This is a genomic window from Guyparkeria hydrothermalis, from assembly GCF_023555375.1.
Classification (GTDB): domain Bacteria; phylum Pseudomonadota; class Gammaproteobacteria; order Halothiobacillales; family Halothiobacillaceae; genus Guyparkeria; species Guyparkeria hydrothermalis.
Genome location: NZ_JAJSEE010000006.1, coordinates 41,975 through 68,460, shown reverse-complemented (window position 1 = coordinate 68,460; position 26,486 = coordinate 41,975). Strand labels below are relative to the sequence as shown.

The following is a 26,486-nucleotide window of genomic DNA, read 5'->3' as shown; positions in this document are numbered from 1 at the left end:
CCACGAACTGGTGATCCATGAACAGAGTCATTCCCCGCCAAAGCGGCGTCCTTGCCACGATGGCGTTTGTCGGCAGCTTGCTCGTGACCACATTGGCTCCCGCCGCGCCGGCCGAGTCGGTTGACGCACTGGTCGAGCAGCTCAGTGGTATCGAGACACTGGCCGCCGACTTCCGACAGGAACGTCGTGACGCCCAGGGGCAGGTGCGCCGTGAATCCGCCGGCCGTTTCGTGCTGCGGCGTCCGGGGCAATTCTTCTGGCGTTACGAAACCCCCTACGTGCAGGAACTGATCGCGAACGACGGCACGCTCTGGGTCTACGAGCCGGATCTGCGTCAGGCCAGCCGCTCGCCACTCGCCGCCACGGAAGGCGCCCCCATCGCGATCCTGACCGGCGAACGGCCCGTCGATGAGGTGTTTCGGATTCGCCACCTGGAAAGCGAGGGCGGTTTGAGCTGGTTTGCGCTGCGTCCGCGCGCCGAGGAGGGGGATTTTCGGGAAGTGCTGCTTGGGGTGGACGACCGCGGCATCCGCGAGATGCGTTTCATCGATCAGCTCGATCAGACCACTCGCGTGACCTTCGAGTCGCGACGTTTCAACCAGCCGGTCGACGAGTCACGCTTTCGCTTCGAGGCCCCGGAGGGGGTCGACGTGGTCGAGGCGCGCGAGCCGCCCGCGATCCAGTGATGCCGTCCCTTCACGGCACGGACAAGCGGTGAGCGAAGTGACCCCGCAGGACGACCTGTTCTCGAGCGGCGAGTCGCCGTCGGTGGACGGCTCGGGTGGCGCGGATCGTCACGCGTCATCGGTCTACCGCCCGCTGGCCGACCGGTTGCGGCCACGCCGGATCGAGGAGTTCGCCGGTCAGGTGCGCGTGGTCGGTGACTCCGCGCCGTTGCGGGTGGCCATGGAAAAGGGCCAGGCGCATTCCTGCCTGCTCTGGGGGCCGCCCGGCGTGGGCAAGACCACGTTGGCCGGGCTGTATGCCGAACGCCTGAAAGCCGAGATCGTCTACATGTCGGCGGTCGAGGCGGGGGTGAAGGAGCTTCGTGCGGTGATCCAGTCGGCCCGCGACCGCCGCCAATCGGCGGGGCGGCTGACGGTCCTGTTCCTCGACGAGATCCATCGCTTCAACAAGACCCAGCAGGATCAGTTGCTGCCATCGGTCGAACGGGGCGTCCTGGTTCTGGTCGGCGCGACCACCGAGAATCCGTCCTTCTCGCTGAATAACGCGTTGCTCTCGCGCTTGCGCGTGTACCGGCTGCAGTCGCTTGACGATGCGGCCATGCATGCCTTGCTCGAGCGGGCATTGACCCATCCCGAGGGCGTCAAGGAGACCACCGGTGGCCTGCCGCTGCTGATGCAGCCGGCGATCGCCAACCGGTTGGTGGCCGCGGCCGACGGCGATGCGCGCCGCCTGCTCACCTTGCTGGAACTTGCCGCGCAGCTGGCCGCCGACACCGAGGGCGGCGAGGCCCGGGAGGTGGGCGAGGAGACGCTCGAGGCGTTGCTGACCCAGTCACCGAGGCGTTTCGACCAGGGCGGTGACGAATTCTACGACCAGATTTCCGCCATGCACAAGGCGATTCGTGGCTCGAACCCGGACGCCGGCGCCTACTGGTTGCTGCGCATGCTCGACGGCGGAGCGGACCCGTCCTACCTGGCGCGTCGCCTGGTGCGGATCGCCTCCGAGGACATCGGCAATGCCGACCCCCGCGCCCTGACCATGGCGCTGGATGCCTGGACGGCCTTCGACCGTCTCGGCGTGCCCGAGGGGGAGCTGATGCTGACCCAGGCGGCCATGTACCTGGCCGTGGCGCCCAAGAGCAACGCGGTCTACACCGCGCACAACGCGCTGTTGGCGACCGTCAGGCAACGCGGCACCGACCCGGTGCCGATGCACCTGCGCAACGCCCCGACGGCCCTGATGGAGCGCGAGGGATGGGGCAAGGGCTACCGTTATGCCCACGACGAGCCCGATGCCTACGCCGCCGGCGAGACCTACTTGCCGGACGGGCTGGTCGGACAACGCTTCTACCAGCCAGTTGAGCGTGGCCTCGAACGCAGCATCGCCGAGCGGATGCGCTACTGGGCGGAGCTCGACGAGCAGGCCCCCGACCGTCGCCGGCCGGGCAAGGCCGACACCGCATCGGACGACTAGGGTTCGCCGACGGGCCTCAGCGGTAGTCGATGTCCTCGAGCGAGAGCAAACGCGACTTGATGCGTGTGCCCTGCGCGTAACCGCCGAGGCGTTGCCCGGCGGCCAGGACCCGATGGCAGGGGACAAGCGGAGCCCAGGGGTTGGCGCCCACCGCCTGACCGACTGCCCGCGCCGCGCCCGGACGGCCAACCCGACGCGCCAGTTCACCGTAACCCACCGACTCGCCCCACGGCACCTGACACAGCGCGGCCCATACCGCGCGCTGAAAGGCCGTGCCCGATGGGGGAAAGCCCGGATGAGCGGTCCAGTCGGTGGGCTTGCCGCCTGATGTGCCCCAACCCTTCAATGCCTCCACGACGTCGGCATACGCGGAGGGCAGGGTGTCGTGCGGTTCGACGTTGTCGTCATCCCCGACCCGCATGCCGGTGAGTACGCCATCGGTGATGGTGAGCCGCACCCAAAGTCGACCGCGCGCCGGTGCGCCGCGTCGACCCGAATGAGCGAGCGGGACCCATCTCGATTCCGTGGCGTTCATGACCGTCTACCTCCGATCAGGTCGGTGCGTGTTTGCGCCGGAACAGCTTCTCGCTGCCGGTCTGCAGGAGCTCGAAGAACATCGGGATGAACAGGATCGCGACGTAGGTGGCCAGGATCATGCCGCCGACGATGGGGGTGCCGAGCGAGTTTCGTGCGGCCTCGCCCGCACCGGTGGCCAGGGCCAGTGGCAGCACGCCCAGGATGAACGCCATCGAGGTCATGATGACCGGACGGAAGCGAATGCGCGCCGCCTTCAGCGCGGCGTCCTTGATCGACAGGCCATCCTCGGTGTGCATCTTCGAGGCAAACTCGACCACCAGGATGGCGTTCTTGGCCGACATGGCGATCAGTACCAGCATGCCCACCTGGAAGTAAATGTCGATGTTGAGTCCGCGCATCCAGATCGCGATCAGCGCGCCGAGGACGGCGAATGGCACGGCGGTGATCACGGCGAAGGGCAGCGACCAGCGCTCGTACTGGGCGGCCAGGATCAGGAAGACCATGATCACGCCCAGGAGGAAGGCGATCGCCCCGGCCGAGCCACTGGAAAGCTCCTGGAAGGCTGAGCCCACCCAGCCCAGGGTGTAGTCGCCGCCGCCAAGCGTTTGGTCGACCACCTCCTGCATCGCGGTCAGGGCCTGTCCGGAGGAATAGCCCTCGGCCGGGTTACCCATGATCTTGGCCGCGGGGAAGATGTTGAAACGGTCGATTACGTCCGCGCCGGTGGTGCGAGTCAGGCTCACCACCGAGCTGATCGGTACCAGCTGCTGGTCGCCGCTGCGCACGAACACGTTCTCCAGGTCCTGCGGGTCGGCGCGGAAATCCGCATCGGCGGCCATGTTGACCTGGAAATTGCGCCCGAACAGGGTGAAGTCGTTGATGTAACGCGTCCCGAAGGTGCCCTGCATGGTGCGGAACACCGCCGCCACCGGGACGTCGAGCGCGTAGGCCTGCTCCCGGTCGACGTCCATGCGGAACTGGGGCGTGTTGTCGACGAAGGTAGTGCGCACGCCGGCCAGTTCGGGGCGTTCGTTGGCGGCGGCGACCAGGGCGTTGGCCGCCTCGGCGAGCGCCTTGACGTCCGCCGAGCCGCGTTGCTGCAGGTAAGCCTCGAACCCGCCGGTGGTCGACATGCCCCGGATCGGTGGCGGCACGAAGGCCATGATCATGCCTTCCTCGATCTGAGTGCCCGCGCCCATCGCCTTTTTGACCGTTGCCTGGACGCTCTGGTCCTCGGCCGGACGTTCCGACCAGTCGTTCAGGCGGGTGAAGGCCACGCCCTTGTAGGGGCGCTGGGTGCCGGCGAGCAGATCGAAGCCGGCGAAGGCGACCTGCATCTGCACGTCCGGATTCTCGCGGATCATAGCCGAGTACTCGTCACGCACCTCGCCGGTGCGCTCGAGGCTCGCCGCCGGGTCGAGGTTCAGCGTCGAGATGAAGTAGCCCGGGTCCTCCTCCGGCACCAGGCCCGTCGGCGTGCTGCGGAACATCACCACCGCGGCGATCACCACGCCGGCGAACAGCAACAGCCCGATCGGCCAGGCGACCAGGAAGAAGTGCACCACCTTCATGTAGCCGTCACGGAAGGCATCGAAACCCCGGTTGAAGATCCGGAACGGCAGCACCGGCTCCTTGTCCTGGTGATTCTTGAGGAGAAGGGCGGTCATCGAGGGGGTCAGCGTAAGCGCCACCACCCCCGAGAGCACCACGGAGATCGACAGCGCGACGGCGAACTGGCGATACATCTCGCCGGCCAGCCCCGGGATGAACGCGACCGGCACGAACACGGCCAGCAGGACCAGGGTGGTGGCCACGATCGGTCCCGTCACCTGTTCCATCGCCTTGATCGAGGCCTCGCGGGCCTTCAAGCCCTCCTCGCGCATCAGGCGCTCGACGTTCTCGATCACAATGATCGCGTCATCCACGACGATGCCGATCGCCAGCACGAAGCCGAACAGGGTCAGCAGGTTGATCGACATGCCGCTCAAGTACAAACCGGCGAGTGCGCCGATCAGGGCGACCGGAATGGCGATCAGGGGCACGATGGTCGCACGGGGTTTCTGCAGGAAGACGAAGATGACCAGGGAGACGAGCACCAACGCCTCGACGAACACCTTGAGCACTTCCTCGATCGAGATGCGCACGAAGTCGGTGGTGTCGAGCGGAATCTTGTAGGTCATGTCGCCGGGGAAGCGGTCACGCAGCTCTTCCATTCGTTCGCGCACCTGGGCGACCGTCTCAAGCGCGTTGGCGCCCGGCGCGAGGTAGATCCCCATCGGGACGGTGGGGGCGCCGTTGTAGGTGGCGTTGAAGCCATAACGCTGCGAGCCGAGCTCGACCTCGGCCACGTCGCTCAAGCGCAGTGTGCCGCCGTCCTCCGAGGAGGCGAGGATGATGTTCTGGAATTCCTCGACGTCGGAGAAGCGTCCCTGCGAGGTGATGGTGTAGGTGAACGCCTCGCCTTCCTTGTTGGGCGAGTCGTTGAACTTGCCGGCAGCGAACTGGGCGTTCTGCTCACGGATCGCCTCGGCAATGTCGTCCTGGGTGAGATCGAAGTGCGCCAGTTTCGCCGGATCGAACCAGACACGAATCGAGTAATCCTGCGCACCGAACAGGCGCGCGTCGCCGATGCCGGGCACCCGCTTGAGCGAGTCGAGGATGTTGATCAGGCCGTAGTTGGAGAGGAACTTGGTGTCGAATTCCTCGTTCTCCGAGATCAGGGTGATGACCATCAGCAGCGAACTGCTCTTCTTGTTCACCACCACGCCCTGGTCACGCACCTCCTGCGGCAACTGGGGCAGGGCGCGCTGCACGCGGTTGTTGACGTCGATGGTCGCCTGGTCGGGGTCGGTGCCGGTGGCGAAGGTCACCGAGAGGTTCATCGTGCCGGCATCCGAGCTGCCCGACGTCATGTAGAGCATGTCGTCGACGCCGTTGATCGCCTGCTCGAGCGGCGCGGCCACGGATTCGGCCAGTGTGCTGGCGTCGGCACCGGCGTAGGTCGCCCGCACCTCGACCTCGGGCGGCACGATCTCGGGGTACTGCTCGACCGGCAGGCCCGTGAAGGCGGCCCCGCCGGCGATCATGATCACGATCGCCAGCACGGTGGAGAAGATCGGTCGGTCAATGAAGAACTTGGAAAACATCGATGGTCTCCGGTGCCCTCGTCACGAGGGCGTCACGGTCGGGTAGTTACGACGGGCGGCGGGTAGGCGCCGTTTTAGTTGCCGTTGCCTTGCTGCGGGTCCTGCGGGTCGACCGGTGCACCCGGGCGCACCTTGAGCAGCCCGTCGATGACCAGCCGGTCACCCGGCTCCAGGCCGGAGAGGATGATGCGGCCCTGATCGCTCATCGGGCCAAGCTCCACGCGACGCTGGTCGGCCCGGTTCTCGTCGTCGATAACGTAAACGACCGTGCTGTTGGGCTCCGCGCCCGTGCCGATGGCGGTCTCGGGGATGATGACCGCGTCGCTGACCTCGTCGACCTTGAGGCGAACGCGGACGTAACGGTTGGGGCGCAGGACGTCACCCGGGTTGTCGAACACGCCACGCAGCTCGATCGAGTTGGTGCCGCGCTCGATGCTCGAGGCGCGGTAATCGAGCTCGCCGGTGATCGCCTCGCCCTCGGGACCGGTGACGCCCACGACCTCGGCCGGGGTGGTCCGCTCCGGGGTGGGGTTGAGCGCCGTCGAATCGGCAAACGGGTCGTCCACGGGGTAGGAGAGGGTGACCTGGATCGGGTCGATTTCCTCGATGCTGACCAGTCGGTCGCCGACACCGATCAGGTTGCCCGGGTCGACGGCGCGGCGACTGGCGATGCCCGGGATCGGGGCGGTCACCGAGGTGTAGTCGAGGTCGATCTGCGCGGACTCGAGCTGCGCCTCGGCCACCTTGACGCCGGCCTGGGCGGTCTCCAGCGCTGAACGGGCATCGTCGCGCTGTTTCTCGCTGGCCACGCCACGATCGAACAACGAGCTGATCCGGCGCCAGTCGCGTTGGGCCGCGGCAAGCGTCGCGCGGGCCGAGGCCAGATCCGCTTCCGCCTCGTGGACGGCCGCCTGGAACGGCCGGTCGTCGATCTTGAACAGCGGATCACCGGCCTCGAGCCGGGCCCCTTCCACGTAGTCGCGAGATTCGAGAATGCCGTTCACCTGGGCCCGCACCTCGACGTGACGGTTGGCCTCGGTGCGACCGGTGTACTCCTTGTAGACCGCGGCGCTGCTTGGCTGGATCTCGATGACCGGCACCTTCGGCGGTGGCTGCTGGCCACCCGACTGGGCCTGGGCGGACAGGCTCGCGGCCAGCAGGGCGGCGGGCGCCATGGCCATGACGATGGACCGGGAGCGGAGGAGCGTGAGGGCGCGGATCGGGGACATGGGTGTTGTACCGTGTCGGCGGCAGGGAAGGGCTGCCTTGGGGTTGACGCAACGGAGTCACTCGGCGGGGCAGCGAGCTGCCGCGCCAAAAGAAAGGTAGTGTACTAATGAATTCGTTCGCCAGCAATCGGGGCGGCCGGGACGGGTAGCGTGCCGCGATGCCTCGCCGTTGCTCGACCGAGGAGACAAGAACTTAGGCTAAGCTGGGCAACATTTCATTGCGCTGATTCCTGGCGTTTGCCATGTTTCCGCTTCAACGACCTGTGTCATGACCGGGAGGCTCAACCGTGAGCGAGACCATCTTCAGCAAGATCATCAACCGTGAAATACCGGCCGACATCGTGTTCGAGAACGATCGGATACTGGCCTTTCGCGATATCAACCCGCAGGCGCCGGTGCACCTGTTGATCATCCCGAAAAAGCCCATCCCGACGGTGAACGACATTGCGCCGGAGGACGCGCCGCTGGTGGGTGAGCTGTTCGTTGTCGCCCGGGAGTTGGCCGCGCAGGAGGGCATCGACGAATCGGGCTACCGCACCGTGTTCAATTGCAATCGCGATGGCGGCCAGGAGGTCTACCACCTGCACCTGCACCTGCTCGGGGGGCGGGCGATGCAGTGGCCGCCGGGCTGATTGTCGCGATGCTTCGCGCGTTCCCGGTTCAGCTCCCAGTCTGGCGCATGGCCTGATACTGGGCGAGACGGCGCTCGAGGATGTCGCCCGACGCGACGCCGGCCCGCACGGCGCATCCCGGCTCGTTGACGTGGCGGCAGTCGTTGAAACGGCAGTAGGCCGAGGCGGCGTGAATCTCGGGGAAGGCATCGTCGAGGGCGGATGGTGGGACGTCCTCGACCGGAAAGTCGCGCACTCCGGGGGCATCGATCAGCCCACCCTCGCCATCGGTGAAGCGATACAGCGTGCTGGCGCGGGTGGTGTGCGTCCCCTCGCGATTGAACGCCGAGATCTCGCCGATGGCGGCCTGATCCGCACTCGGCGTGATTTCTCGTGAGAGTGATGTCTTGCCGACGCCGGAGAGGCCGACGGCCAGCGTGATCTGATCGTGCAAGCGCGAGCGCAGGGTCTCGATTCCTTCGCCGGACTTGACCGAGGTGCGGATCACCTCGAAGCCCAGCGACTCCCACAGGGCGACCGTTGACTCGATGCGCTCGCGCTCGGCCGCGCCGATCTCCGCGAGCAGGTCGGTCTTGTTGAGCACGATCACGGGCGTGGCCGGCAGGGCGAACACCGCGACCAGGGTCCGCTCGACCACGTCCGGGTTCATCCACGGCAGCACCGAGGTCACCACCAGCACCTGGTCGATGTTGGCGGCCATCATCTTCTTCTTGCCGTAGGCGTCGGGCCGGATCAGCAGATTGCGGCGATCCTCGCGTTGCTCGATCACCACGTTGTCCTGTTCGTCGCGATGCCAGCGGATGCGGTCGCCCGTGGTCAGGCGCCCCACCGTGCGTCGTGCGCGCCCCCGGTGCAGGTGATGCTCGGCGTCCTCGATCAGCAGGTCGTGGCCGTGATGGGTGACCACGATACCCGGTGTCAGGCGGGTGTCGTCTTGCGTGTCGACGCGCCGTCGGCGATCGATCTGGCGCTGCTGCTGCTTGCTCAGGCGAATCTTGCGGGTCATGGCGGCCGGTTCAGAGCAGGAACAGGGTGGCGAGCCCGAGGAAGATGAAAAACCCGCCCGAATCGGTGATCGCCGTGATCATCACCGCGCTTCCCAATGCCGGGTCGCGGCCCATGCGCGTGCGCACGATCGGGATGGTCACGCCGAAGAAGGCCGCGCTCAGGAAGTTCAGGGTGACGGCGGCGACCATCACCGCGGAGACGCCGGCGTTCTGGTACATCGCGAAGGTGACGATGCCGAGGATGCCGCCCCAGACCACGCCGTTGATCAGCGCAACCTTCAGCTCCTTTCCATAGAGCAGGCGGATATCGCCGCCACCGAGTTTTCTAAAGGCCAACTCGCGCACGATCATGGTGATGGTCTGGTTGCCGACGTTGCCGCCCATGCCCGCGACGATGGGCATCAGTACGGCCAGCGCGACCAGTTGCTGGATCGAGCCCTCGAACAGGCCGATCACCTGGGCGGCGACGATCGCCGTGACGAGGTTCACGGCCAGCCAGGGCGCGCGGTTTCTCACGGACTTTCGTACCGGCGCGAAGATGTCCTCTTCCTCGGACAGACCCACCTGGGAGAGGCGCTCTTCGTCGGACGACTCGCGGATGAAGTCGACCACGGCGTCGATGGTGACCCGGCCGACCAGGCGGTCGACCTCGTCGACCACCGGCGCGCTGACCAGATCGTAGCGCTCGAAGGCATCGGCGCCGTCGCGCGCCTTGTCTTCAGGATGAAAGCGCACCGCGTCGCGCTCCATGACATCGCTGATCAGGGTCTCCGGGTCGTTGATCAGTAGCGTCTTGAGATGGATCACGCCCTCGAACAACCCATCTCGATCGGTGACGAACAGCTTGTCGGTGTGATCGGGCAGCGAGTCCATCCGGCGCAGGTAGCGCAGGGCGACCTCGATGGTCACGTCGCCCCGGACGGTAACGAGGTCGAAGTCCATCAGCGCGCCGATGGTGTCCTCGTCGTAGGACATGACGAACCGCAGCTTTTCGCGGTCGTCGATCGGCAGGGCGGTGAACACGTCCTGCATCATGCCCTCGGGGAGATCGGGAGCCAGGTCGGCGAGTTCGTCGGTATCCAGTGTCGAGGCGGCGTTGAGGATCTCCTCGCGGTCCATTACCTCGATCAGGGTGTCCCGGACCGAGTCGGACACCTCGAGCAGGACCTCGCCGTCGCGATCCGAATGGACCAGCTCCCAGATGACCAGTCGCTCGTCCTGGGGCAGGGACTCGAGCACCTTGGCCACGTCGGCGGCATGCAGGCGCTCGATCTTCTGCGCCAGCTTGGCCAGGTCATGCTTGGTGAGCTCGGAAAGCGGCGTGGCGACGTCACCCGGTTCGCCGCCGCGATCGGCGGCAACCTGCTGGGAGAGCGTGTCGCGGATCTCGTGAATCAGCGAATCGAGCTCTTCCTGGCGATCGGTGTCGGTGAGTTCGGCCATGAACGTCGGATTCCGGGCGGTGTGGACGCAGGCGACTGCCCCGTCGGTGGTTGAAGACTCTGCTCGAATGGCCAAGCCAGAGTGGTTATGGCATTCGAGCAGGGTTTCCTTAGATGAGCCGCGGCCAGTATAGCGGACGGGGCCGGCCCGGGTGCATGGTCCGATCGCGGTCGCGCTCACCGGCGAGCGGGGTTCGACGTGCTAGGCTTCTGTGCGGCTCGAGCGCGCCGTACTGCCTCACTGGCGTCGGTTTCCGCGCCCTCAATCGACAGGAGAGAATCCATGCACGCCCCGGAAGACAATCTGATCTGGATCGATCTCGAGATGACCGGTCTCGACCCGGTGCGGGACACCATAATCGAGATTGCCACCCTTGTGACCGACAAGCACCTCAACGTGCTCGCCGAGGGACCGGTGGTGGCGATCCATCAGCCCGAGGCCATGCTCGCCGGCATGGACGAGTGGAACCAGCGGGTTCATGGGCAGAGTGGTCTGATCGAGCGGGTCCGCCAGAGCGATTGCGATCTGCGCTGCGGCGAAACGCGCACACTGGAGTTTCTCCGCCAGTACGTGCCGGAAGGCAAGTCGCCCATGTGCGGCAACAGCATCTGCCAGGATCGTCGTTTCCTCGCCCGCCTGATGCCCGAGCTCGAGGCGTACTTCCACTACCGCAACCTAGACGTCTCGACGATCAAGGAGCTGGCCCGACGCTGGCAACCGGACGTGCTGGCCGGATTCCGCAAGCCCTCGAATCACCAGGCAATGGACGACATCCGCGGGTCGGTTGCCGAGCTTTCCCACTACCGGGCCGGGTTTTTCAAGCTCTAAGGTTGGTAGACTTTGCCGCCTCGGTAACCAGAAGCCATCCCAAGTACAACCTTTGGAGTCGGACAGAAGATCATGAGCACACGAGTCGGGATTGTTGGCGCCAACGGCCGGATGGGTCGTCGCCTGATCGAGGCGGCCCACCAGGGTGGGCACACGCAGATGGGGGCGGCCTTTGCCCGCAGTGGCAGCCCGCTCATCGGCCAGGATGCCGGTCAGATCGCCGGGATCGGCCAGATCGGCGTGCCGGTCGTCGACGACCTGCCGGGCCACGGCGACGACTTCGACGTGCTGATCGACTTCACCTCCATCGACGCGACCATGCGCCACCTCGAGATCTGCCGCGAGGCGGGGCGGGCCATCGTGATCGGCACCACCGGCCTGTCCGATGCCCAGAAGGAACGGCTGGAGGAGGCCGCGCGTGACATCCCGGTGGTCTTCGCGCCCAACATGAGCATCGGCATCAACGTGCTGCTGCAGGTGCTGGGACAGGTAGCCACCATGCTGGGCGATGACTACGACGTCGAGATCATCGAGGCGCACCATCGCCACAAGGTGGACGCCCCGTCGGGTACGGCCTTGCGGCTGGGCGAGGCGGTGGCCGAGTCCCTCGACCGCGACCTGCAGCAGGTCGCCATTTATGGTCGCGAGGGCATCACCGGCGAGCGGGCCGCGGAGACCATCGGTTTCTCCACCATTCGCGGCGGTGACGTGGTGGGTGATCACACCGTACTGTTCGCCGGCATCGGCGAGCGCGTCGAGATCACGCACAAGGCCTCGAGCCGGATGACCTTCGCCAAGGGCGCCGTGCGCGCCGCCCACTGGGTGGCCGACAAGCCGGCCGGGCTCTACGACATGAGCCACGTGCTGGGCCTCAAGCCGGTCTGAACTCCCCTCGGCGTCGGCGACGGCAGGGCCTTGCCCGACCCGTCAGGAAGTGCTCCGCCGTGGACAGCATCGGGGCCTTTCAGTCATAATTGCGCCCCGAAACCGAGGCACGCCGACTGCCTCGATGGCCGGCGCCGACTCGGGCGGGGCGACACGACAATTCAGTGGGGGAAAGTTCTTGGATAGCACGGTCTCAGACGCGAACACCGGGCTCCCGGCCAACACGGCGCTCCTGGCTCTTGAAGACGGGAGCGTTTTTTACGGCACCTCCATCGGCGCCGATGGGGAGTCCGTGGGCGAGGTGGTGTTCAACACCGCGATGACGGGCTACCAGGAGATCCTCACCGACCCGTCCTACCGCCGCCAGATCGTGACCCTGACCTACCCGCATATCGGTAACGTCGGCATCAACGCCGAGGACGCCGAATCGGACTCGGTCCACGTGGCCGGCCTCGTCATCCGCGATTCCGGCCAGATGAGTTCCTGGCGCGGCGAGCAGAGCCTCGAGGACTACTGCCGCGAGCACGGCGTGGTCGCCATCGCCGAAATCGATACCCGCGAACTGACCCGCCGCCTGCGTGACCAGGGGGCGATGAAGGGCTGCATCGTCGCCGGCGGGGACCTGGACGCCACCGCCGCGATCGAGAAGGCGCGCGAGTTCGCCGGCCTGGCGGGCATGGACCTGATCCCCGAGGTCGGCACCCGCGAGGTGCGCGAGTGGGCCAAGGGCTCGTGGTGGGTCGACGTGTCCGATCGCCCCGAGGCCACCCGCCACGTGGTCGCCTACGACTACGGCTTCAAGCACAACATCCTCCGCAAGCTCGTCGATCGCGGTTGCCGCGTCACGCTGTTCCCGGCCGACACGCCGGTTGAGGAGCTCCTGGCCGCCAACCCCGACGGCATCCTGGTGGGCAATGGCCCGGGCGATCCGGCCGCCTGCACCAAGGCGATCGGTGACATCGAACGATTCCTCGAGACCGGCATACCGCTCTTCGGCATCTGCCTGGGTCACCAGCTGCTGGCGCTGGCCAGTGGCGCGAAGACCAGCAAGATGAAGTTCGGCCACCACGGGGCGAACCACCCGGTTCAGGACATCCGCAGCAAGCGCGTGCTGATCTCCAGCCAGAACCACGGCTTCGCGGTCGAAGAAGACAGCCTGCCCGCCCACCTCGAGGCGACGCACCGGTCGCTGTTCGACGGCAGCCTGCAAGGCATTCGCCGCACCGACTGCCCGGCCTTCAGTTTCCAGGGTCACCCCGAGGCGAGTCCCGGGCCGCACGATCTCGACCTGCTGTTCGATCAGTTCGTCGAGAGCATCGACGCCCGTCAGTGACACCGCCTTTTCAAGAACAACCAACTGCCCAGCCATGGCTGGCAGGTGAGTCGAGCATGCCAAAGAGAAACGATATCCAGAGTGTATTGATCATCGGCGCGGGGCCGATCGTCATCGGTCAGGCCTGCGAGTTCGACTATTCGGGTGCCCAGGCCTGCAAGGCGCTGCGGGAGGAGGGCCTGCGGGTCATCCTGATCAATTCGAACCCGGCGACGATCATGACCGACCCGGAGATGGCCGATGCGACTTACATCGAGCCGATCACCTGGGAGGCGGTCAGCGCGATCATCGAGAAGGAGCGCCCCGACGCGGTGCTGCCGACCATGGGTGGCCAGACGGCGCTCAACTGCGCGCTCGACCTTTACCGCCACGGCGTGCTCGATCGCTTCGGCTGCGAGCTGATCGGGGCGAGCCAGGACGCCATCGACATGGCCGAGGACCGTGATCGCTTCAAGGAAGCGATGACCGAGATCGGCCTGTCCACGCCGGCCTCGACCGTCGTGCACACCTTCGATGCCGCGGTGGCGGCCCAGGTGGAGATCGGTTTCCCGGCGATCATCCGCCCGTCGTTCACCATGGGCGGCACCGGCGGCGGGATCGCCTACAACCGCGAGGAGTACGAAGAGCTGGTCCGTCGCGGGCTGGACCTCTCGCCGACCAACGAGCTGCTGATCGAGCAGTCGGTGCTCGGCTGGAAGGAATACGAGATGGAGGTCGTGCGTGACAAGAACGACAACTCCATCATCATCTGCTCGATCGAGAACCTCGACCCGATGGGCGTGCACACCGGCGACTCGATCACCGTCGCCCCGGCGCAGACCCTGACCGACAAGGAATACCAGGTCATGCGCAACGCCTCGCTCGCGGTGCTGCGCAAGATCGGCGTGGAAACCGGCGGCTCGAACGTGCAGTTCGCGGTCAACCCGGAAAACGGCGACATGATCGTCATCGAGATGAACCCGCGGGTCTCGCGCTCCTCGGCGCTGGCCTCCAAGGCGACCGGCTTTCCCATCGCCAAGGTCGCCGCCAAGCTCGCCATCGGCTACACGCTCGACGAGCTGAAGAACGACATCACCAGCGGCGCGACCCCGGCCTCGTTCGAGCCGACCATCGACTACGTGGTCACCAAGATCCCGCGCTTCACCTTCGAGAAGTTCCCCGCCGCCAACGACCGCCTTACCACGCAGATGAAGTCGGTGGGCGAGGTGATGTCGATCGGCCGCACGTTCAGCGAATCCCTGCAGAAGGGGCTGCGTGGCCTGGAGATCGGTCGTGACGGGCTCGACGAGGTGCTCGAGGGCAGCCTGTCGGACGACGACATCGAGGATCGGCTGGTGCGCGAACTGCACTCGCCGGGTGCAGATCGCCTCTGGTACGTCGCGGATGCGTTCCGTCACGGCTTCGACGTCGAACGTGTCCACCGTCATTCGTTCATCGACCCGTGGTTCCTGCGCCAGATCGAGTACCTGGTCCGCACCGAGGACGCATTGCGCGGTGGCAAGCTCAAGGAGATCGGCACCGGGCAGATGTACCAGCTCAAGCGCCTGGGCTTCTCCGACGCCCGCCTGGCCAAGCTGCTCGACGAGACCGAGAGCACCGTGCGCAAGCATCGCCACGCGCTGGGCGTGCGCCCGGTCTACAAGCGGGTCGATACCTGCGCGGCCGAGTTCCCCACCTCGACGGCGTACATGTACTCGACCTACGAGCCGTTCTGCGAGGCCGAGCCGTCCAACCGTGACAAGATCATGATCCTCGGCGGCGGGCCAAACCGCATCGGCCAGGGCATCGAGTTCGACTACTGCTGCGTGCACGCCGCGCTCGCCCTGCGTGAAGACGGCTACGAGACCATCATGGTCAACTGCAACCCGGAGACGGTTTCGACCGACTACGACATCTCCGACCGGTTGTACTTCGAGTCGCTGACCCTCGAGGACGTGCTCGAGATCATCGAGGTCGAAAAGCCGCGAGGCGTGGTGGTCCAGTTCGGCGGCCAGACGCCGCTCAAGCTGGCCCGCGACCTCGAAAAGGCCGGCGCCCCGATCATCGGCACCACGCCGGATGCGATCGACCGGGCAGAGGACCGCGAGCGCTTCCAGGACATGATCCACAAGCTGGATCTCAAGCAGCCGCCCAACCGCACGGCCAAGTCCGCCGATCAGGCCATTCACCTGGCCGCCGAGATCGGCTACCCCCTGGTGGTGCGCCCGTCCTACGTGCTGGGCGGCCGGGCGATGGAGATCGTCCACGACGAGGAATCGCTCAAGCGCTACATCCGCGACGCGGTCAAGGTCTCCAACGAGTCGCCGGTGCTGCTCGATCGCTTCCTGGACGATGCCACCGAGATGGACATCGACGCCGTCTGTGACGGCGAGGACGTGGTGATCGGCGGGCTGATGGAACACATCGAGATGGCGGGCGTCCACTCGGGCGACTCGGCCTGCTCGCTGCCGCCGTACACCGTGCCGCGCTCCGTGCAGGATCGGGTCCGCGAGCAGATCAAGGCAATGGCCCGTGAGCTGAACGTGGTCGGCCTGATGAACACCCAGGTGGCCATCCAGGGCGACGACATCTACATCATCGAGGTCAACCCGCGTGCCTCGCGCACCGTGCCGTTCGTCTCCAAGGCGGTCGGCGTGCCGCTGGCCCAGGTGGCCGCCCGCACGATGGCCGGGGTGAGCCTCAAGCGCCAAGGGATCACCGCCGAACGCATCCCGCCGTTCTACTCGGTCAAGGAAGCGGTGTTCCCGTTTATCAAGTTCGCCGGCGTCGACCCGCTGCTGGGCCCCGAGATGAAGTCCACGGGCGAGGTGATGGGCGTCGGGCGCGAGTTCGGCGAGGCGTTCGCCAAGGCCCAGGCCGGGGCGAGCAACTCGCTGCCGCTCTCGGGTACCGCGTTTATCTCCGTGCGTAAGCAGGACTACAAGGGCATGCTGCCGGTGGCCAAGGCACTGGTCGAGTGGGGCTTCTCGCTGGTGGCGACCCGCGGGACCGCGCGTTTCCTCGACGAGAACGGGCTGGCCGTGACCACGGTCAACAAGGTCACCGAGGGCCGGCCCAACGTGGTGGACATGATCAAGAACAAGGAGATTGCCATGATCGTGAACACCACCTCCAACAGCCAGCAGTCGCGTAGCGATTCCTACGAGATCCGCCGCGAGGCGCTGCATTACCGTATCCCGTACTTCACCACCCTGGCCGGGGCGGAGGCCATGGCGCTGGCATTGAAGTACCTGCACCAGCCGGTCTCGGTCAACCGGCTGCAGGACCTGCATAAGGAGTGCGTTGCATGAACCAGACCCCGATGACGGCCGCCGGTGCGGCCAAGCTGGAGGAAGAGCTCAAGCGACTGCGCAGCGTCGAGCGTCCCCGCATCATCGCGGCGATCGCCGAGGCGCGCGAGCTGGGCGATCTCAAGGAGAACGCCGAGTACCACGCCGCCCGCGAGGAGCAGGGTTTCGTCGAGGGGCGGATCAAGGAGATCGAGGCCAAGCTGTCGCACGCGCAGATCATCGACGTCACGCGCATGCCGCCGGGTGACAAGGTGATCTTCGGCGCCACGGTCGAACTGCTCGACCTGGATACCGACTCGGAGATTCGCTACAAGATCGTTGGTGACGACGAGGCCGACATCAAGCAGAACCTGATCTCGATCCATTCGCCGATCGCCCGTGCGTTGATCGGCAAGTCGGTGGGTGACGAGGTCACCTTCAATGCCCCGGGTGGCACCACCCGGACGTTCGAGATCGTCGAGGTCGAGTACCTCGCCTGACCTAACGCGTCGACCCGGCACGCGTGCCGGTCGGCCTGTTCTTCGCAACCGCTGGATTCCCCATGCTTGACGCCCGAGTTCTTCGCCAGGAAACCGACGATGTCGCCGCGCGGCTGGCCCGACGCGGGTTTGCCTTCGACCGTGAGCGCTTCGAATCGCTCGAGTCCGAGCGCAAGGCCCTGCAGGTCGAGACCGAGTCGCTGCAGGCCGAGCGCAACGCCGAGTCCAAGAAGATCGGCAAGGCCAAGGCCGCCGGCGAGGACATCCAGCCGCTGATCGCCGCGGTTGGCGAGCTCGGCGAGCGCCTCGATGCCGCCAAGGCGAGGCTGGGCGAAATCGCCGAGGAACTGGACGCCTTTCTTGCCGGCATTCCCAACCTGCCCGACGACGATGTGCCGGTTGGCGAGAGCGAGGACGACAATGTCGAGATGCACGCGGTCGGCGAGATCCCGTCGTTCGACTTCGAAGTGCGCGACCACATCGACCTGGGCGCGGGGCTGGCCGGCATGGATTTCGAGGCGGCGGCCAAGCTCACCGGCGCGCGCTTTGTCACCCTGTCCGGGCCGGTGGCCCGACTGCACCGGGCGCTCGCCCAGTTCATGCTGGACCTGCATACCCGCGATCACGGCTACACCGAGGTGCAAGTGCCGTTCATCGTGCATGCCGACTCGCTGTTCGGTACCGGCCAGCTGCCGAAGTTCGCCGAGGACCTGTTCCGCCTCGAGGGGGACGCGCCGTGGTACCTGATTCCGACCGCCGAGGTGCCGGTGACCAACCTCGCGCGCGACCGGATCCTCGACCGGGACGAGCTGCCGCTCAAGATGGTGGCGCACACGCCGTGCTTCCGTTCCGAGGCCGGGGCGGCGGGCCGTGACACGCGCGGGCTGATCCGTCAGCACCAGTTCGAGAAGGTTGAGCTCGTCCAGATCGTCCCGGCCGGCGAGTCCGAGCGGGCCCTCGAGGAACTGACCGGGCACGCCGAGACGGTCCTCAACGCCCTGGGATTGCCATACCGCCGGTTGGTGCTATGCACCGGCGACATGGGCTTTTCCGCGGCAAAGACCTACGATCTCGAGGTCTGGTTGCCGGGTCAGGATCGCTATCGCGAGATCTCGTCGTGTTCCAACACCCGCGATTTCCAGGCCCGCCGCATGCAGGCACGTACCCGTAACGCCGAGGGCAAGCCCGAGCCGGTACATACCCTCAATGGCTCCGGCCTGGCCGTCGGGCGGACCCTGGTGGCGGTGCTCGAGAACTATCAGTGCGAGAACGGCGACGTCATCGTGCCGGAGGTCCTGCGTCCCTACATGGGTGGGGTCGAACGTCTCGAGGCGAGGGCATGACGCCGAACACCAGTGCCATCCCGGCACGGGATCCGCTGTTCGTGTCGGTCCGTGACGTGATCGTCCAGACACTCGATCTTGTCGGGCCCAAGCAGCGCTTCACCCCGGAGAGCGGGCTGTTCGGCGAGATTCCGGAGCTCGACTCGATGGGCGTGGTGCTCCTGCTCACCGCGCTCGAGGACCGCTTCGACATCCAGTTGTCCGACGATGAGATCGATGCCGAGTGGTTCGAGACCTTCGGCTCGGTAGCGACCTTCATTCGCGAGCGCGTAGATCAACCGGGCTGAGACCCGGCGCCCCGGCTCGTGGGCACCCAAGGTGACCCAGACGTGAAAAGGCCCGCCAAACGGCGGGCCTTTTGCGTTTCCTCGATCGCCCCCTGGGGCCAGGAGCCGGATCAGCTGCCGGTAAGCTGATGGTACTTGTCCATCAGCTGGTCTTCGGTCTCTTCGTTGTCCGGGTCGGTGATGATGCAGTCGACCGGGCAGACCTCAACGCACTGAGGCTCGTCATAGTGACCCACGCACTCGGTGCACAGGTTGGGTGCGATCTCGTAGATCTCGTCACCCTGGGAAATGGCGCCGTTCGGGCATTCCGGCTCGCAGACGTCGCAGTTGATGCATTCGTCGGTAATCAGCAGGGACATGCGGAATCCTCCCCAAGTATCTCGTCGGTTAATGCCGCATAGGATAACAGCTAAACCCGGCTTTGGTGCGCCGGACCGGCAAATTTCGCAGTGTCACGCTCGGTTAATGTCGGCAAGTGCCTCGACCACGGCCGGCGGGACGAAATCGGCCACGTCGCCGCCGAGTCGGGCGAGCTCCCGCACGATACTCGAGGAGATGAAACCAAGATCCTCGGCCGGGGAGAGGAACACCGTCTCCAGCTCGCTGTTCAACCGACGGTTGATGGCGGCCAACTGGATCTCGTACTCGAAATCACTGACTGCCCGCAGGCCTCGCACCAGGGCGGTGGCACCGACTTCCTGGGCAAATTCGACCAGCAGGCCGTCGAAGGATGCCACCCGAATCTTGCCGTCACTCTCACCAATCGCCTGTTCCGCCAGTGAGCGACGTTTATCGAGCGGAAAGAGGGTGCGCTTGCCCGAGTCGCCAGCCACGGCGACGATCACCTCGTCGAACAGGCGGGCGGCGCGATGCGCGAGATCGACGTGCCCAAAGGTGATCGGGTCGAAGGTGCCCGGGTAGACCGCGATGCGTTTGCTGGCTGTCATATGCAGGCCCCCCAAGGGTGTCGAGGTCAAGAGCAAATCGGTGTCGGCTCGGCTCAGGCGAGGATCATGTGCACGCCCAGTCCCATTAGGACGAAGGCGAAGATGCGCTTTAGCGTCCGGGCCGGCAGTATCTGCGCGAGTTTGGCACCGATGGGGGCGAAAAGCACCGAGAACACCGCGATCCCGATCAGTGCCGGCAGGTAGACGTAACCGGCCGTCATCTCGGGCAGGCCCTCGATGGTCCAGCCACTGACCACGTAGCCGGCCGCCCCGAACAGCGCGGTGGGCAGGGTCAACGAGGCGCTGGTGGCAATCGCGTTGCGCGCCGTGATGTTGCAGTAGAGGAAGAACGGCGTGGTCATGGCGCCGCCGCCCATGCCCATGATCGAGGCGATCGCCCCGAAGGTGCTCGACACCCCGGTCAGCGGCACGATCCCGGGGAGTTGCCGACTCGCCGGCGGGGTCTTGCCGAAGGCCATCTGTAGCGCGACCGCGATTTCGAGCACCCCGAACACGATCTTCAGCACGTCACCGGGCAGGTAGTGGGCCACGGTCGAGCCGAGGATCGCGCCCAGGGCCATCCCGGGGGCGAAACGCGCGAATACCCCCCACAGCACGCCACCGTGACGGTGGTGACTGTAGACCGAGGTGATCGAGGCAAAGACGATCGCGGCGAGCGAGGTGCCGATCGCGATATGCACCAGGTGGGGACCGCTGATGCCGATGGTCGGAAAGATCATCAGCAGCACCGGCACCATGATCAGCCCGCCACCGATGCCGAGCAGGCCGGCGGCCACGCCACCGACCATCCCCAGGATGGCGAACAACAGGTATTCCACTGGCCTTCTCCCTTTGCCGGCGCCCGATCAGCGTTTCTTGGGCGGCAACAGGTCCGTGATCGTGCCTTCGGCCATCTCGGCGGCAAAACCGAGCGTCTCCGACAGGGTGGGGTGCGGGTGGATGGTCAGGCCGATATCGGCCATGTCCGCGCCCATCTCGATGGCCAGCATGGCCTCCGCGACCAGCTCGCCGGCGTTCGGCCCCACGATGCCGGCACCGAGGAGACGATGCGTTTCTTTGCAGAACAGGGCCTTGGTCAGCCCCTCGTCCCGGCCAAGGCTGAGCGAACGGCCTGAGGCCGCCCAGGGGAAGGCGCCTTTCTCGTACTCGACGCCCTCGGCCTTGAGCTCTTCCTCGGTCTTGCCAGCCCAGGCGACCTCGGGGTCGGTGTAGGCGACACTGGGGATGCCCATCGGGGTGAAGGCCGACGGCAGGCCGCAGATGACCTCGGCGGCCACCTTGCCCTCGTGCACCGCCTTGTGGGCCAGCATCGGCTGGCCGACCACGTCGCCGATGGCGTGGATGTGCTCGACATTGGTCCGCTGGCGTTCGTCGACGGCGATAAAGCCGCGTTCGTCGACCGACACGCCGGCCTTCTCGGCATCGATCTTCTTGCCGTTGGGAGCACGACCGACGGCGACGAGAATGCGATCGAAAACAGCCGTTTCCGGCGTCTTCTTGCCCTCGAAGGTGACGTGCAGACCGTCCTTCTTCGCCTCGACGTTGGTCACCTTCGCGCCCAGGAAGATGTCCTTGTAGCGCTTCTTGAGGATCTTCAGCAGCGGACGCGTCAGGTCCTTGTCGGCCCCCGGGATGATGGTGTCGGCCAGCTCGACGATGGAGATCTCGGCACCGAGCGAATCGTAGACCTGGGCCATTTCCAGACCGATGATGCCGCCGCCGATCACCAGCATCTTGCCCGGTACTTCCTCGAGCTCGAGGGCGTCGGTGGAATCCATCACGCGCGGGTCGTCGTGCGGAATGAACGGCAGCTTTACCGGCTGCGAGCCGGCGGCGATGACGGAATGCTCGAAGCGCACCAGCGTCTCATTGCCCTCGTCGTCGACCACCTTGACGTGGTGGGGATCGACGAAACGGCCGTAGCCGCGCACGATCTGGACCTTGCGCTGCTTGGCCAGGGCCTCGAGCCCGCCGGTTAGCTTCTTGATGGTCTTTTCCTTGAAGCCGCGCAGCTTGTCGAGATCGATCTTGGGCTCGGCGAAGGTGACCCCGTGGTCGCTCATCGAGCGGGTCTCGTTTAGGACCTCGGAGACGTGCAGCAGGGCCTTGGACGGGATGCAACCGACGTTCAGGCAGACGCCACCGATGACCGGGTAGCGCTCGATCAGCACCACCGTCTTGCCCAGATCCGCGGCGCGGAAGGCAGCGGTGTAACCGCCCGGGCCGGAGCCGAGTACGCAGACCTCGCACTCGACGTCCGCCTTCTCGTCGGTGGCGGCAGCGGCGGCCGGGGCAGGGGAGGACGCCTCGTCTTCGCTGCCAGACGCTTGCTCGGCGGGCGCATCGGCGCTGTCGCTCGACTCGCCGGTGCCGCCGGCGGCCGGCTCGTACTTGGCGATCGGCTTGCCCGTGCTCACCTTGTCGCCCACGCCGACCAGCATCTCGGTGATCGTGCCGGCGGCCGGGGCCGGGATCTCCATGGTGGCCTTGTCGGTCTCGAGAGTGATCAGCGAGTCCTCGGCCTCGACGGTGTCGCCGGCCTCGACCAGCACCTCGATGATCTCGACTTCGTCAAAGTTGCCGATGTCGGGCAGGTTGATGGTTTCGATGGTCATCCGGCGCTCCTTACAGCATCAGTTCGCGAAGATCGGTGAGCGTGCGCGAGAGCGTGGTCATGAACCGCGCGCCCTCGGCGCCATCGATGACGCGGTGATCGTAGGAAAGGGCCAGCGGCAGCATCAGGCGCGGCTCGAACTCCGAGCCGTTCCAGACCGGCTGCATGCTGGCCTTGGAAACCCCCAGGATCCCGACTTCCGGCCCGTTGACGATCGGCGTGAACTGCGTGCCGCCAATCCCGCCGAGGCTGGAGACCGAGAAGGTACCGCCGGAGAGGTCGGCCCCGGTGAGCTTGCCGTCACGGGCGCGTGCCGAAATCTCCATGAGTTCCTCGGAGAGCTCGAAGATGCCCTTCTGGTCGACGTCGCGGACCACCGGCACGACCAGGCCGTTCGGGGTATCCACGGCCACGCCCAGGTTGATGTACTTCTTGACGATCAGGTGCTCGCCGTCCGGGGCGAGCGAGGCGTTCATGTTGGGGAATTCCCGCAGCACGTGCGCCAGCGCCTTCAACACGAACACCAGCGGCGTCATCTTGATACCGGCCTTCTCGGCCCGCGGCTTCAGCGACTTGCGGAAGGCCTCGAGCTCGGTGATGTCGGTCTCGTCGAACTGGGTGACGTGCGGGATGTTGAGCCACGCGGTCGACAGGTGCTTGCCCGAGAGCTTCTTGATCCGGGAGAGCGGACGCTCCTCGATCTCGCCGAACTGCGAGAAGTCGATCTCCGGCAGGGGCGGGATGCCGGCCCCGGTGGCGGCACCGCCCTTGGCCACGCCTTCCATCACCTTCTTGATCGCGCCCTCGACGTCCTCCTGCCGGATCCGCCCCTTGGGGCCAGTGCCGGTTACGTTGGCGAGATCCACGCCCAGCTTGCGAGCGAACAGGCGCACCGACGGGCTAGCGTGTGACTTTGCGCCGGCACTCTGGCGATTGACCGGAGCGGCAGCCGGGGCGGCCGGTTCAGGAGCCTTTTCGGCAGCCGGTGCCGGCGTTTCCGGCTCGGCCGGCTTCTGCTCGGCAGGTGCCTCGGATGCCGGCTCCTCGGCCGGCTTTTCCTCGGCCGCCGGCGCCTCAGCCTCGTCGTCGGCCTCGATCTCGGCGATCAGGTCGCCCTGGTTGAGGGTGTCGTCGACCTTGACCAATACCTTCTTGATCTCGCCCGTGTAGGGGGACGGGATCTCCATCGTGGCCTTGTCGGACTCCAGCGTGATCAGCGAGTCTTCCTTTTCGACCCGGTCACCGGGCGAGACCAGCACCTCGATGACGGGGGTGTTGTCGTAGTTGCCGATGTCGGGGAGGGTGATCGACTTGATGGCCATCAGCCTGTCTCCATGAAAGGTTGCATGCGCGCCCGCAAGGTCCTGCAGGCGTCGGATCGAATGGGGCCATGCCACCGGCCGACCATTCGGTCACCGATGGCGGGCGTGGCGGGTCTTAGCGCTCGATCGGCGGGGCGCAGTCCGGATCGATGCCGTACTTCTTGATCGCCTCGCCGACCTTGGATGCCGGGATGCTGCCCTCGTCGGCCAGCGACTTGAGCGCGGCGACCACGATGTGCGCGGCGTCGACCTCGAAGAACCGGCGCAGTGCCGCCCGGGTATCGGAGCGGCCGTAACCGTCGGTACCCAGGGTGGTGTACGAGCCGGGCACGAAGCGACGGATCTGGTCCGGGTAAGCCTGGATGTAGTCGGTGGCCGCGATCACCGGGGCCTCGCGCTCGGCGAGTGCCGTGGTGATGTACGGCGTCTTGGGATCCGCGTCCGGATGCAGGCGGTTGTGACGCTCGCAGGCCTGGCCTTCACGGGCCAGCTCGGTGAAGCTCGTGGCCGACCAGACGTCGGCGGCGACCTTCCACTCGTCCTCGAGCATGACGGCGGCGGCCTCGGCCTCGCGCAGGATGGTACCGGAGCCCATCAGCTGCACCCGGTTCTTGAGCTTCTTCTTGCTCTCGCGCAGGCGGTAGGCGCCCTTGAGAACCCCTTCCTCGACATCCTCGGGCATGGCCGGGTGCGAGTAGTTCTCGTTCATCGCCGTGATGTAGTAGTAGCAATCCTGCTTCTCCTCGACCATCGCCTTGAGGCCATCACGAATAATGATCGCCATCTCGTAGCCGTAGGTCGGGTCATAGACGCGGCAGCTCGGTACGGCGGAGAACATCATGATGTTGTGGCCGTCGTTGTGCTGCAGGCCCTCGCCCTCGAGCGTGGTCCGACCGGCGGTCGCACCGATCAGGAAGCCGCGCGCTCGGATGTCGCCAGCCAGCCAGGCCAGATCCCCGATGCGCTGATAGCCGAACATCGAGTAGTAGATGTAGAAGGGCACCATTGCCTCGCCGTAGTTGGCGTAGGCGGTCGCCGCGGCCAGCCAGGAGGACATGGAACCGGCCTCGTTGATGCCTTCCTGCAGCACCTGGCCGTTGGCCGCCTGCTTGTACCAGGCAACCTGGTCGGCATCGACCGGCTCGTAGAGCTGACCGGCCGGGTCGTAGATGCCCACCTGGCGGAACAGGCCCTCGAGGCCGAAGGTCCGGGCCTCGTCCGGGATGATGGGCACCACGCGCTTGCCGAGCTTCTTGTCGCGCAGGATCATCGCGAGGATACGACCGAAGAGCATGGTCGAGGACATCTCGCGCTCGCCGGTGCCCTTGAGGATCATGTCGAACGCCTTGAGGTCCGGCGCCGGGATCGACTCGGCCCGATCGACGCGGGCAGGCAGGTAGCCGCCCAGGTCCTTGCGTCGCTCGTTCATGTACTTGATCAGCTCGTGGCTGTCGTCCGGCTTGTAGAACGGAACGTCCTTTTCCAGCTGCTCGTCGGAGATCGGCAGGCCGAAGCGATCGCGGAAGTACTTGAGGCCTTCGTTGTCGAGCTTCTTCTGCTGGTGGGCCGTCATCGCACCTTCGCCGAACGGGCCCATGCCGTAGCCCTTGATGGTCTTGGCGATGATGACGGTGGGCTTGCCCTTGCAATCGTTGGCCGCCTTGTAGGCCGCGTACATCTTGCGCGGGCTGTGGCCGCCGCGGGTGAGCGAGAAGATCTCGTCGTCGGTCATGTTCTTGACCAGCTCGGCGGTCTCCGGGTACTTGCCGAAGAAGTGCTCGCGCACGAAGCCGCCGTCCTTCGCCTTGTAGGCCTGGTATTCGCCGTCGGGGACTTCCATCATGCGCTGGATCAGCTTGCCCGACTTGTCGCGGGCGAGCAGCTCGTCCCAGCCCGGGCCCCAGATGACCTTGATGACGTTCCAGCCGGCACCGCGGAAGCTGCCCTCGAGTTCCTGGATGATCTTGCCGTTGCCGCGTACCGGGCCGTCGAGGCGCTGCAGGTTGGCGTTTACCACGAAGACCAGGTTGTCGAGCTTCTCGCGCACGGCCAGGCCGATCGCGCCCAGGGATTCCGGCTCGTCCATCTCGCCGTCACCGAGGAAGGCGTAGACCTTGCGGCTGTTGACCTTGCCGAAGCCGCGCGCGTCCATGTACTTCATGAAGCGCGCCTGGTAGATCGCCATCAGCGGGCCGAGGCCCATGGAGACGGTCGGGAACTGCCAGAAGTCGGGCATCAGCCAGGGGTGCGGGTAGGAGCTCAGCCCGTCCTTGTGTGCCTCCTGGCGGAAGTTGAGCAGCTGCTCCTCGGTGATCCGTCCCTCGAGGAAGGCCCGGGCGTACATGCCCGGGGCCACGTGCCCCTGGAAGAACACCATGTCGGCGCCTTCCGGGTGGTCGTGGCCCTTGAAGAAGTGGTTGAGGCCGACCTCGTACATGGTCGCGCTGGACTGGTAGGAGGCGATGTGGCCCCCGACCGAGTTTTCCTTGTTGGCTCGCACCACGATCGCCATCGCGTTCCAGCGGATCAGGGCGCGCAGGCGCTGCTCGATCTGACGGTCGCCGGGGTACTGCGGCTCGTCTTCGGGCGGGATGGTGTTGATGTACGGGGTGGTGGCGGCGTACGGGGTGTCGATGCCGTGCTGGCGCGCCAGCTCGATCATGTGGCCGATCAAGTGTCGGGCCTTTTCCGTGCCTTCGAAGCTGACGACCGCCTCGAGCGCGTCAAGCCATTCCCGGGTTTCCTGCGGATCCTGATCGATGTAATCGGTCACAAGCACTCCTCAAAGCTGTCGTTGGGTGCGTTCGAAATCCTCGCAAACCGCGTCAGGGCGGGGTTTCGATGGTCGCACCGGACCTAAATTTGCGCCTCATTATGCGCGATTCCGTCACGATTTCCTATGTTCGAGCGCACGGGCAAGCCGTTTCACGCCGTTTTGTCAGCCCCCCCGTGGCGCGGCGAGTGCCGTATTGACGCCGCTCGT

Annotated in this window: 21 protein-coding genes; 10 read left to right on the top strand and 11 right to left on the bottom strand. The window is 66.0% G+C overall.

Annotation, left to right across the window (positions count from 1 at the left end; genetic code table 11):
- Positions 1 to 17: 17 nt before the first annotated feature.
- Complete coding sequence (gene lolA, locus LV475_RS09005; protein ID WP_488592953.1) at positions 18 to 686, top strand: outer membrane lipoprotein periplasmic chaperone LolA; 669 nt, start codon at positions 18 to 20, stop codon at positions 684 to 686.
- 28 nt (positions 687 to 714) lie between these two features.
- The gene (locus LV475_RS09000) at positions 715 to 2,160 is read left to right on the top strand and encodes a replication-associated recombination protein A (RefSeq protein WP_250106159.1); all 1,446 of its coding nucleotides are present in this window, start codon (positions 715 to 717) and stop codon (positions 2,158 to 2,160) included.
- 16 nt (positions 2,161 to 2,176) lie between these two features.
- Here the strand turns inward: LV475_RS09000 and LV475_RS08995 are convergent, their stop codons facing one another.
- From LV475_RS08995 to LV475_RS08985, 3 genes are all read right to left on the bottom strand, one after another.
- A complete protein-coding gene (locus LV475_RS08995) occupies positions 2,177 to 2,695 on the bottom strand; it encodes a methylated-DNA--[protein]-cysteine S-methyltransferase (RefSeq protein ID WP_250106158.1) in 519 nt (172 codons plus the stop codon).
- 16 nt (positions 2,696 to 2,711) lie between these two features.
- A complete protein-coding gene (locus LV475_RS08990; RefSeq protein WP_136866132.1) occupies positions 2,712 to 5,843 on the bottom strand; it encodes an efflux RND transporter permease subunit in 3,132 nt (1,043 codons plus the stop codon).
- A gap of 74 nt (positions 5,844 to 5,917) precedes the next feature.
- Positions 5,918 to 7,024 (bottom strand): efflux RND transporter periplasmic adaptor subunit, encoded by a 1,107-nt coding sequence (locus tag LV475_RS08985; RefSeq protein WP_250106157.1) that lies wholly within the window; start codon positions 7,022 to 7,024, stop codon positions 5,918 to 5,920.
- Positions 7,025 to 7,359: 335 nt separating this feature from the next.
- Between LV475_RS08985 and LV475_RS08980 the strand changes: the two genes are divergently transcribed.
- Positions 7,360 to 7,704: a histidine triad nucleotide-binding protein gene (locus tag LV475_RS08980; RefSeq protein WP_136866130.1), complete on the top strand. Its 345-nt coding sequence runs from the start codon at positions 7,360 to 7,362 to the stop codon at positions 7,702 to 7,704.
- 28 nt (positions 7,705 to 7,732) lie between these two features.
- Here the strand turns inward: LV475_RS08980 and rsgA are convergent, their stop codons facing one another.
- Both rsgA and mgtE read right to left on the bottom strand, forming a co-directional pair.
- Complete coding sequence (gene rsgA, locus LV475_RS08975; protein ID WP_136866129.1) at positions 7,733 to 8,710, bottom strand: ribosome small subunit-dependent GTPase A; 978 nt, start codon at positions 8,708 to 8,710, stop codon at positions 7,733 to 7,735.
- A 10-nt stretch (positions 8,711 to 8,720) separates the two neighbouring features.
- Entirely contained in the window at positions 8,721 to 10,154 is a 1,434-nt protein-coding gene (mgtE, locus tag LV475_RS08970; RefSeq protein ID WP_250106156.1) for a magnesium transporter, read from the bottom strand.
- 282 nt (positions 10,155 to 10,436) lie between these two features.
- On the opposite strand from mgtE, the gene orn reads away from it, so the two are divergent.
- The 7 genes from orn (at position 10,437) to LV475_RS08935 (ending at position 18,599) form a co-directional block, all read left to right on the top strand.
- A complete protein-coding gene (gene orn / locus LV475_RS08965) occupies positions 10,437 to 10,982 on the top strand; it encodes an oligoribonuclease (RefSeq protein ID WP_136866127.1) in 546 nt (181 codons plus the stop codon).
- 72 nt (positions 10,983 to 11,054) lie between these two features.
- On the top strand, positions 11,055 to 11,867 hold the full coding sequence (gene dapB, locus LV475_RS08960) for a 4-hydroxy-tetrahydrodipicolinate reductase (protein ID WP_136866126.1): 813 nt from the start codon (positions 11,055 to 11,057) through the stop codon (positions 11,865 to 11,867).
- A 178-nt stretch (positions 11,868 to 12,045) separates the two neighbouring features.
- Complete coding sequence (carA, locus tag LV475_RS08955) at positions 12,046 to 13,200, top strand: glutamine-hydrolyzing carbamoyl-phosphate synthase small subunit (protein ID WP_231505734.1); 1,155 nt, start codon at positions 12,046 to 12,048, stop codon at positions 13,198 to 13,200.
- A 56-nt stretch (positions 13,201 to 13,256) separates the two neighbouring features.
- On the top strand, positions 13,257 to 16,490 hold the full coding sequence (gene carB / locus LV475_RS08950) for a carbamoyl-phosphate synthase large subunit (RefSeq protein ID WP_136866125.1): 3,234 nt from the start codon (positions 13,257 to 13,259) through the stop codon (positions 16,488 to 16,490).
- Positions 16,487 to 16,969: a transcription elongation factor GreA gene (greA, locus tag LV475_RS08945; protein ID WP_136866124.1), complete on the top strand. Its 483-nt coding sequence runs from the start codon at positions 16,487 to 16,489 to the stop codon at positions 16,967 to 16,969. Before carB ends, greA begins: the two co-directional genes overlap by 4 nt.
- A 62-nt stretch (positions 16,970 to 17,031) precedes the next feature.
- The gene (gene serS, locus LV475_RS08940) at positions 17,032 to 18,312 is read left to right on the top strand and encodes a serine--tRNA ligase (protein WP_136866123.1); all 1,281 of its coding nucleotides are present in this window, start codon (positions 17,032 to 17,034) and stop codon (positions 18,310 to 18,312) included.
- Positions 18,309 to 18,599 (top strand): acyl carrier protein, encoded by a 291-nt coding sequence (locus LV475_RS08935; RefSeq protein WP_136866122.1) that lies wholly within the window; start codon positions 18,309 to 18,311, stop codon positions 18,597 to 18,599. Before serS ends, LV475_RS08935 begins: the two co-directional genes overlap by 4 nt.
- 110 nt (positions 18,600 to 18,709) lie before the next feature.
- Here the strand turns inward: LV475_RS08935 and LV475_RS08930 are convergent, their stop codons facing one another.
- From LV475_RS08930 to aceE, 6 genes are all read right to left on the bottom strand, one after another.
- A complete protein-coding gene (locus tag LV475_RS08930) occupies positions 18,710 to 18,958 on the bottom strand; it encodes a YfhL family 4Fe-4S dicluster ferredoxin (RefSeq protein ID WP_136866121.1) in 249 nt (82 codons plus the stop codon).
- 93 nt (positions 18,959 to 19,051) lie between these two features.
- Positions 19,052 to 19,546, bottom strand: coding sequence for a pantetheine-phosphate adenylyltransferase (coaD, locus tag LV475_RS08925; RefSeq protein ID WP_136866120.1), 495 nt, complete (start codon positions 19,544 to 19,546; stop codon positions 19,052 to 19,054).
- A 53-nt stretch (positions 19,547 to 19,599) separates the two neighbouring features.
- The gene (locus tag LV475_RS08920) at positions 19,600 to 20,385 is read right to left on the bottom strand and encodes a sulfite exporter TauE/SafE family protein (RefSeq protein ID WP_231505733.1); all 786 of its coding nucleotides are present in this window, start codon (positions 20,383 to 20,385) and stop codon (positions 19,600 to 19,602) included.
- A gap of 27 nt (positions 20,386 to 20,412) precedes the next feature.
- Complete coding sequence (gene lpdA / locus LV475_RS08915; protein ID WP_156573959.1) at positions 20,413 to 22,182, bottom strand: dihydrolipoyl dehydrogenase; 1,770 nt, start codon at positions 22,180 to 22,182, stop codon at positions 20,413 to 20,415.
- Between the two features lie 10 nt (positions 22,183 to 22,192).
- Positions 22,193 to 23,503 carry a dihydrolipoyllysine-residue acetyltransferase gene (gene aceF / locus LV475_RS08910; RefSeq protein ID WP_136866118.1) on the bottom strand — a complete coding sequence of 437 codons (1,311 nt, stop codon included), beginning with the start codon at positions 23,501 to 23,503 and terminating at the stop codon, positions 22,193 to 22,195.
- Between the two features lie 115 nt (positions 23,504 to 23,618).
- Positions 23,619 to 26,276 (bottom strand): pyruvate dehydrogenase (acetyl-transferring), homodimeric type, encoded by a 2,658-nt coding sequence (gene aceE, locus LV475_RS08905; protein WP_136866117.1) that lies wholly within the window; start codon positions 26,274 to 26,276, stop codon positions 23,619 to 23,621.
- Positions 26,277 to 26,486 lie beyond the last annotated feature (210 nt).

What these genes read in the sequence shown, in the direction of transcription:
- LV475_RS08995 (WP_250106158.1), bottom strand. Translation starts at nt 2,695, where the DNA reads ATGAACGCCACGGAATCGAGATGGGTCCCGCTCGCTCATTCGGGTCGA.
- LV475_RS08990 (WP_136866132.1), bottom strand. Translation starts at nt 5,843, where the DNA reads ATGTTTTCCAAGTTCTTCATTGACCGACCGATCTTCTCCACCGTGCTG.
- coaD (WP_136866120.1), bottom strand. Translation starts at nt 19,546, where the DNA reads ATGACAGCCAGCAAACGCATCGCGGTCTACCCGGGCACCTTCGACCCG.
- lolA (WP_488592953.1), top strand. Translation starts at nt 18, where the DNA reads ATGAACAGAGTCATTCCCCGCCAAAGCGGCGTCCTTGCCACGATGGCG.
- serS (WP_136866123.1), top strand. Translation starts at nt 17,032, where the DNA reads ATGCTTGACGCCCGAGTTCTTCGCCAGGAAACCGACGATGTCGCCGCG.
- LV475_RS08930 (WP_136866121.1), bottom strand. Translation starts at nt 18,958, where the DNA reads ATGTCCCTGCTGATTACCGACGAATGCATCAACTGCGACGTCTGCGAG.
- lpdA (WP_156573959.1), bottom strand. Translation starts at nt 22,182, where the DNA reads ATGACCATCGAAACCATCAACCTGCCCGACATCGGCAACTTTGACGAA.
- aceF (WP_136866118.1), bottom strand. Translation starts at nt 23,503, where the DNA reads ATGGCCATCAAGTCGATCACCCTCCCCGACATCGGCAACTACGACAAC.
- mgtE (WP_250106156.1), bottom strand. Translation starts at nt 10,154, where the DNA reads ATGGCCGAACTCACCGACACCGATCGCCAGGAAGAGCTCGATTCGCTG.
- dapB (WP_136866126.1), top strand. Translation starts at nt 11,055, where the DNA reads ATGAGCACACGAGTCGGGATTGTTGGCGCCAACGGCCGGATGGGTCGT.
- greA (WP_136866124.1), top strand. Translation starts at nt 16,487, where the DNA reads ATGAACCAGACCCCGATGACGGCCGCCGGTGCGGCCAAGCTGGAGGAA.
- orn (WP_136866127.1), top strand. Translation starts at nt 10,437, where the DNA reads ATGCACGCCCCGGAAGACAATCTGATCTGGATCGATCTCGAGATGACC.
- rsgA (WP_136866129.1), bottom strand. Translation starts at nt 8,710, where the DNA reads ATGACCCGCAAGATTCGCCTGAGCAAGCAGCAGCAGCGCCAGATCGAT.
- LV475_RS08985 (WP_250106157.1), bottom strand. Translation starts at nt 7,024, where the DNA reads ATGGCCATGGCGCCCGCCGCCCTGCTGGCCGCGAGCCTGTCCGCCCAG.
- carB (WP_136866125.1), top strand. Translation starts at nt 13,257, where the DNA reads ATGCCAAAGAGAAACGATATCCAGAGTGTATTGATCATCGGCGCGGGG.
- LV475_RS08935 (WP_136866122.1), top strand. Translation starts at nt 18,309, where the DNA reads ATGACGCCGAACACCAGTGCCATCCCGGCACGGGATCCGCTGTTCGTG.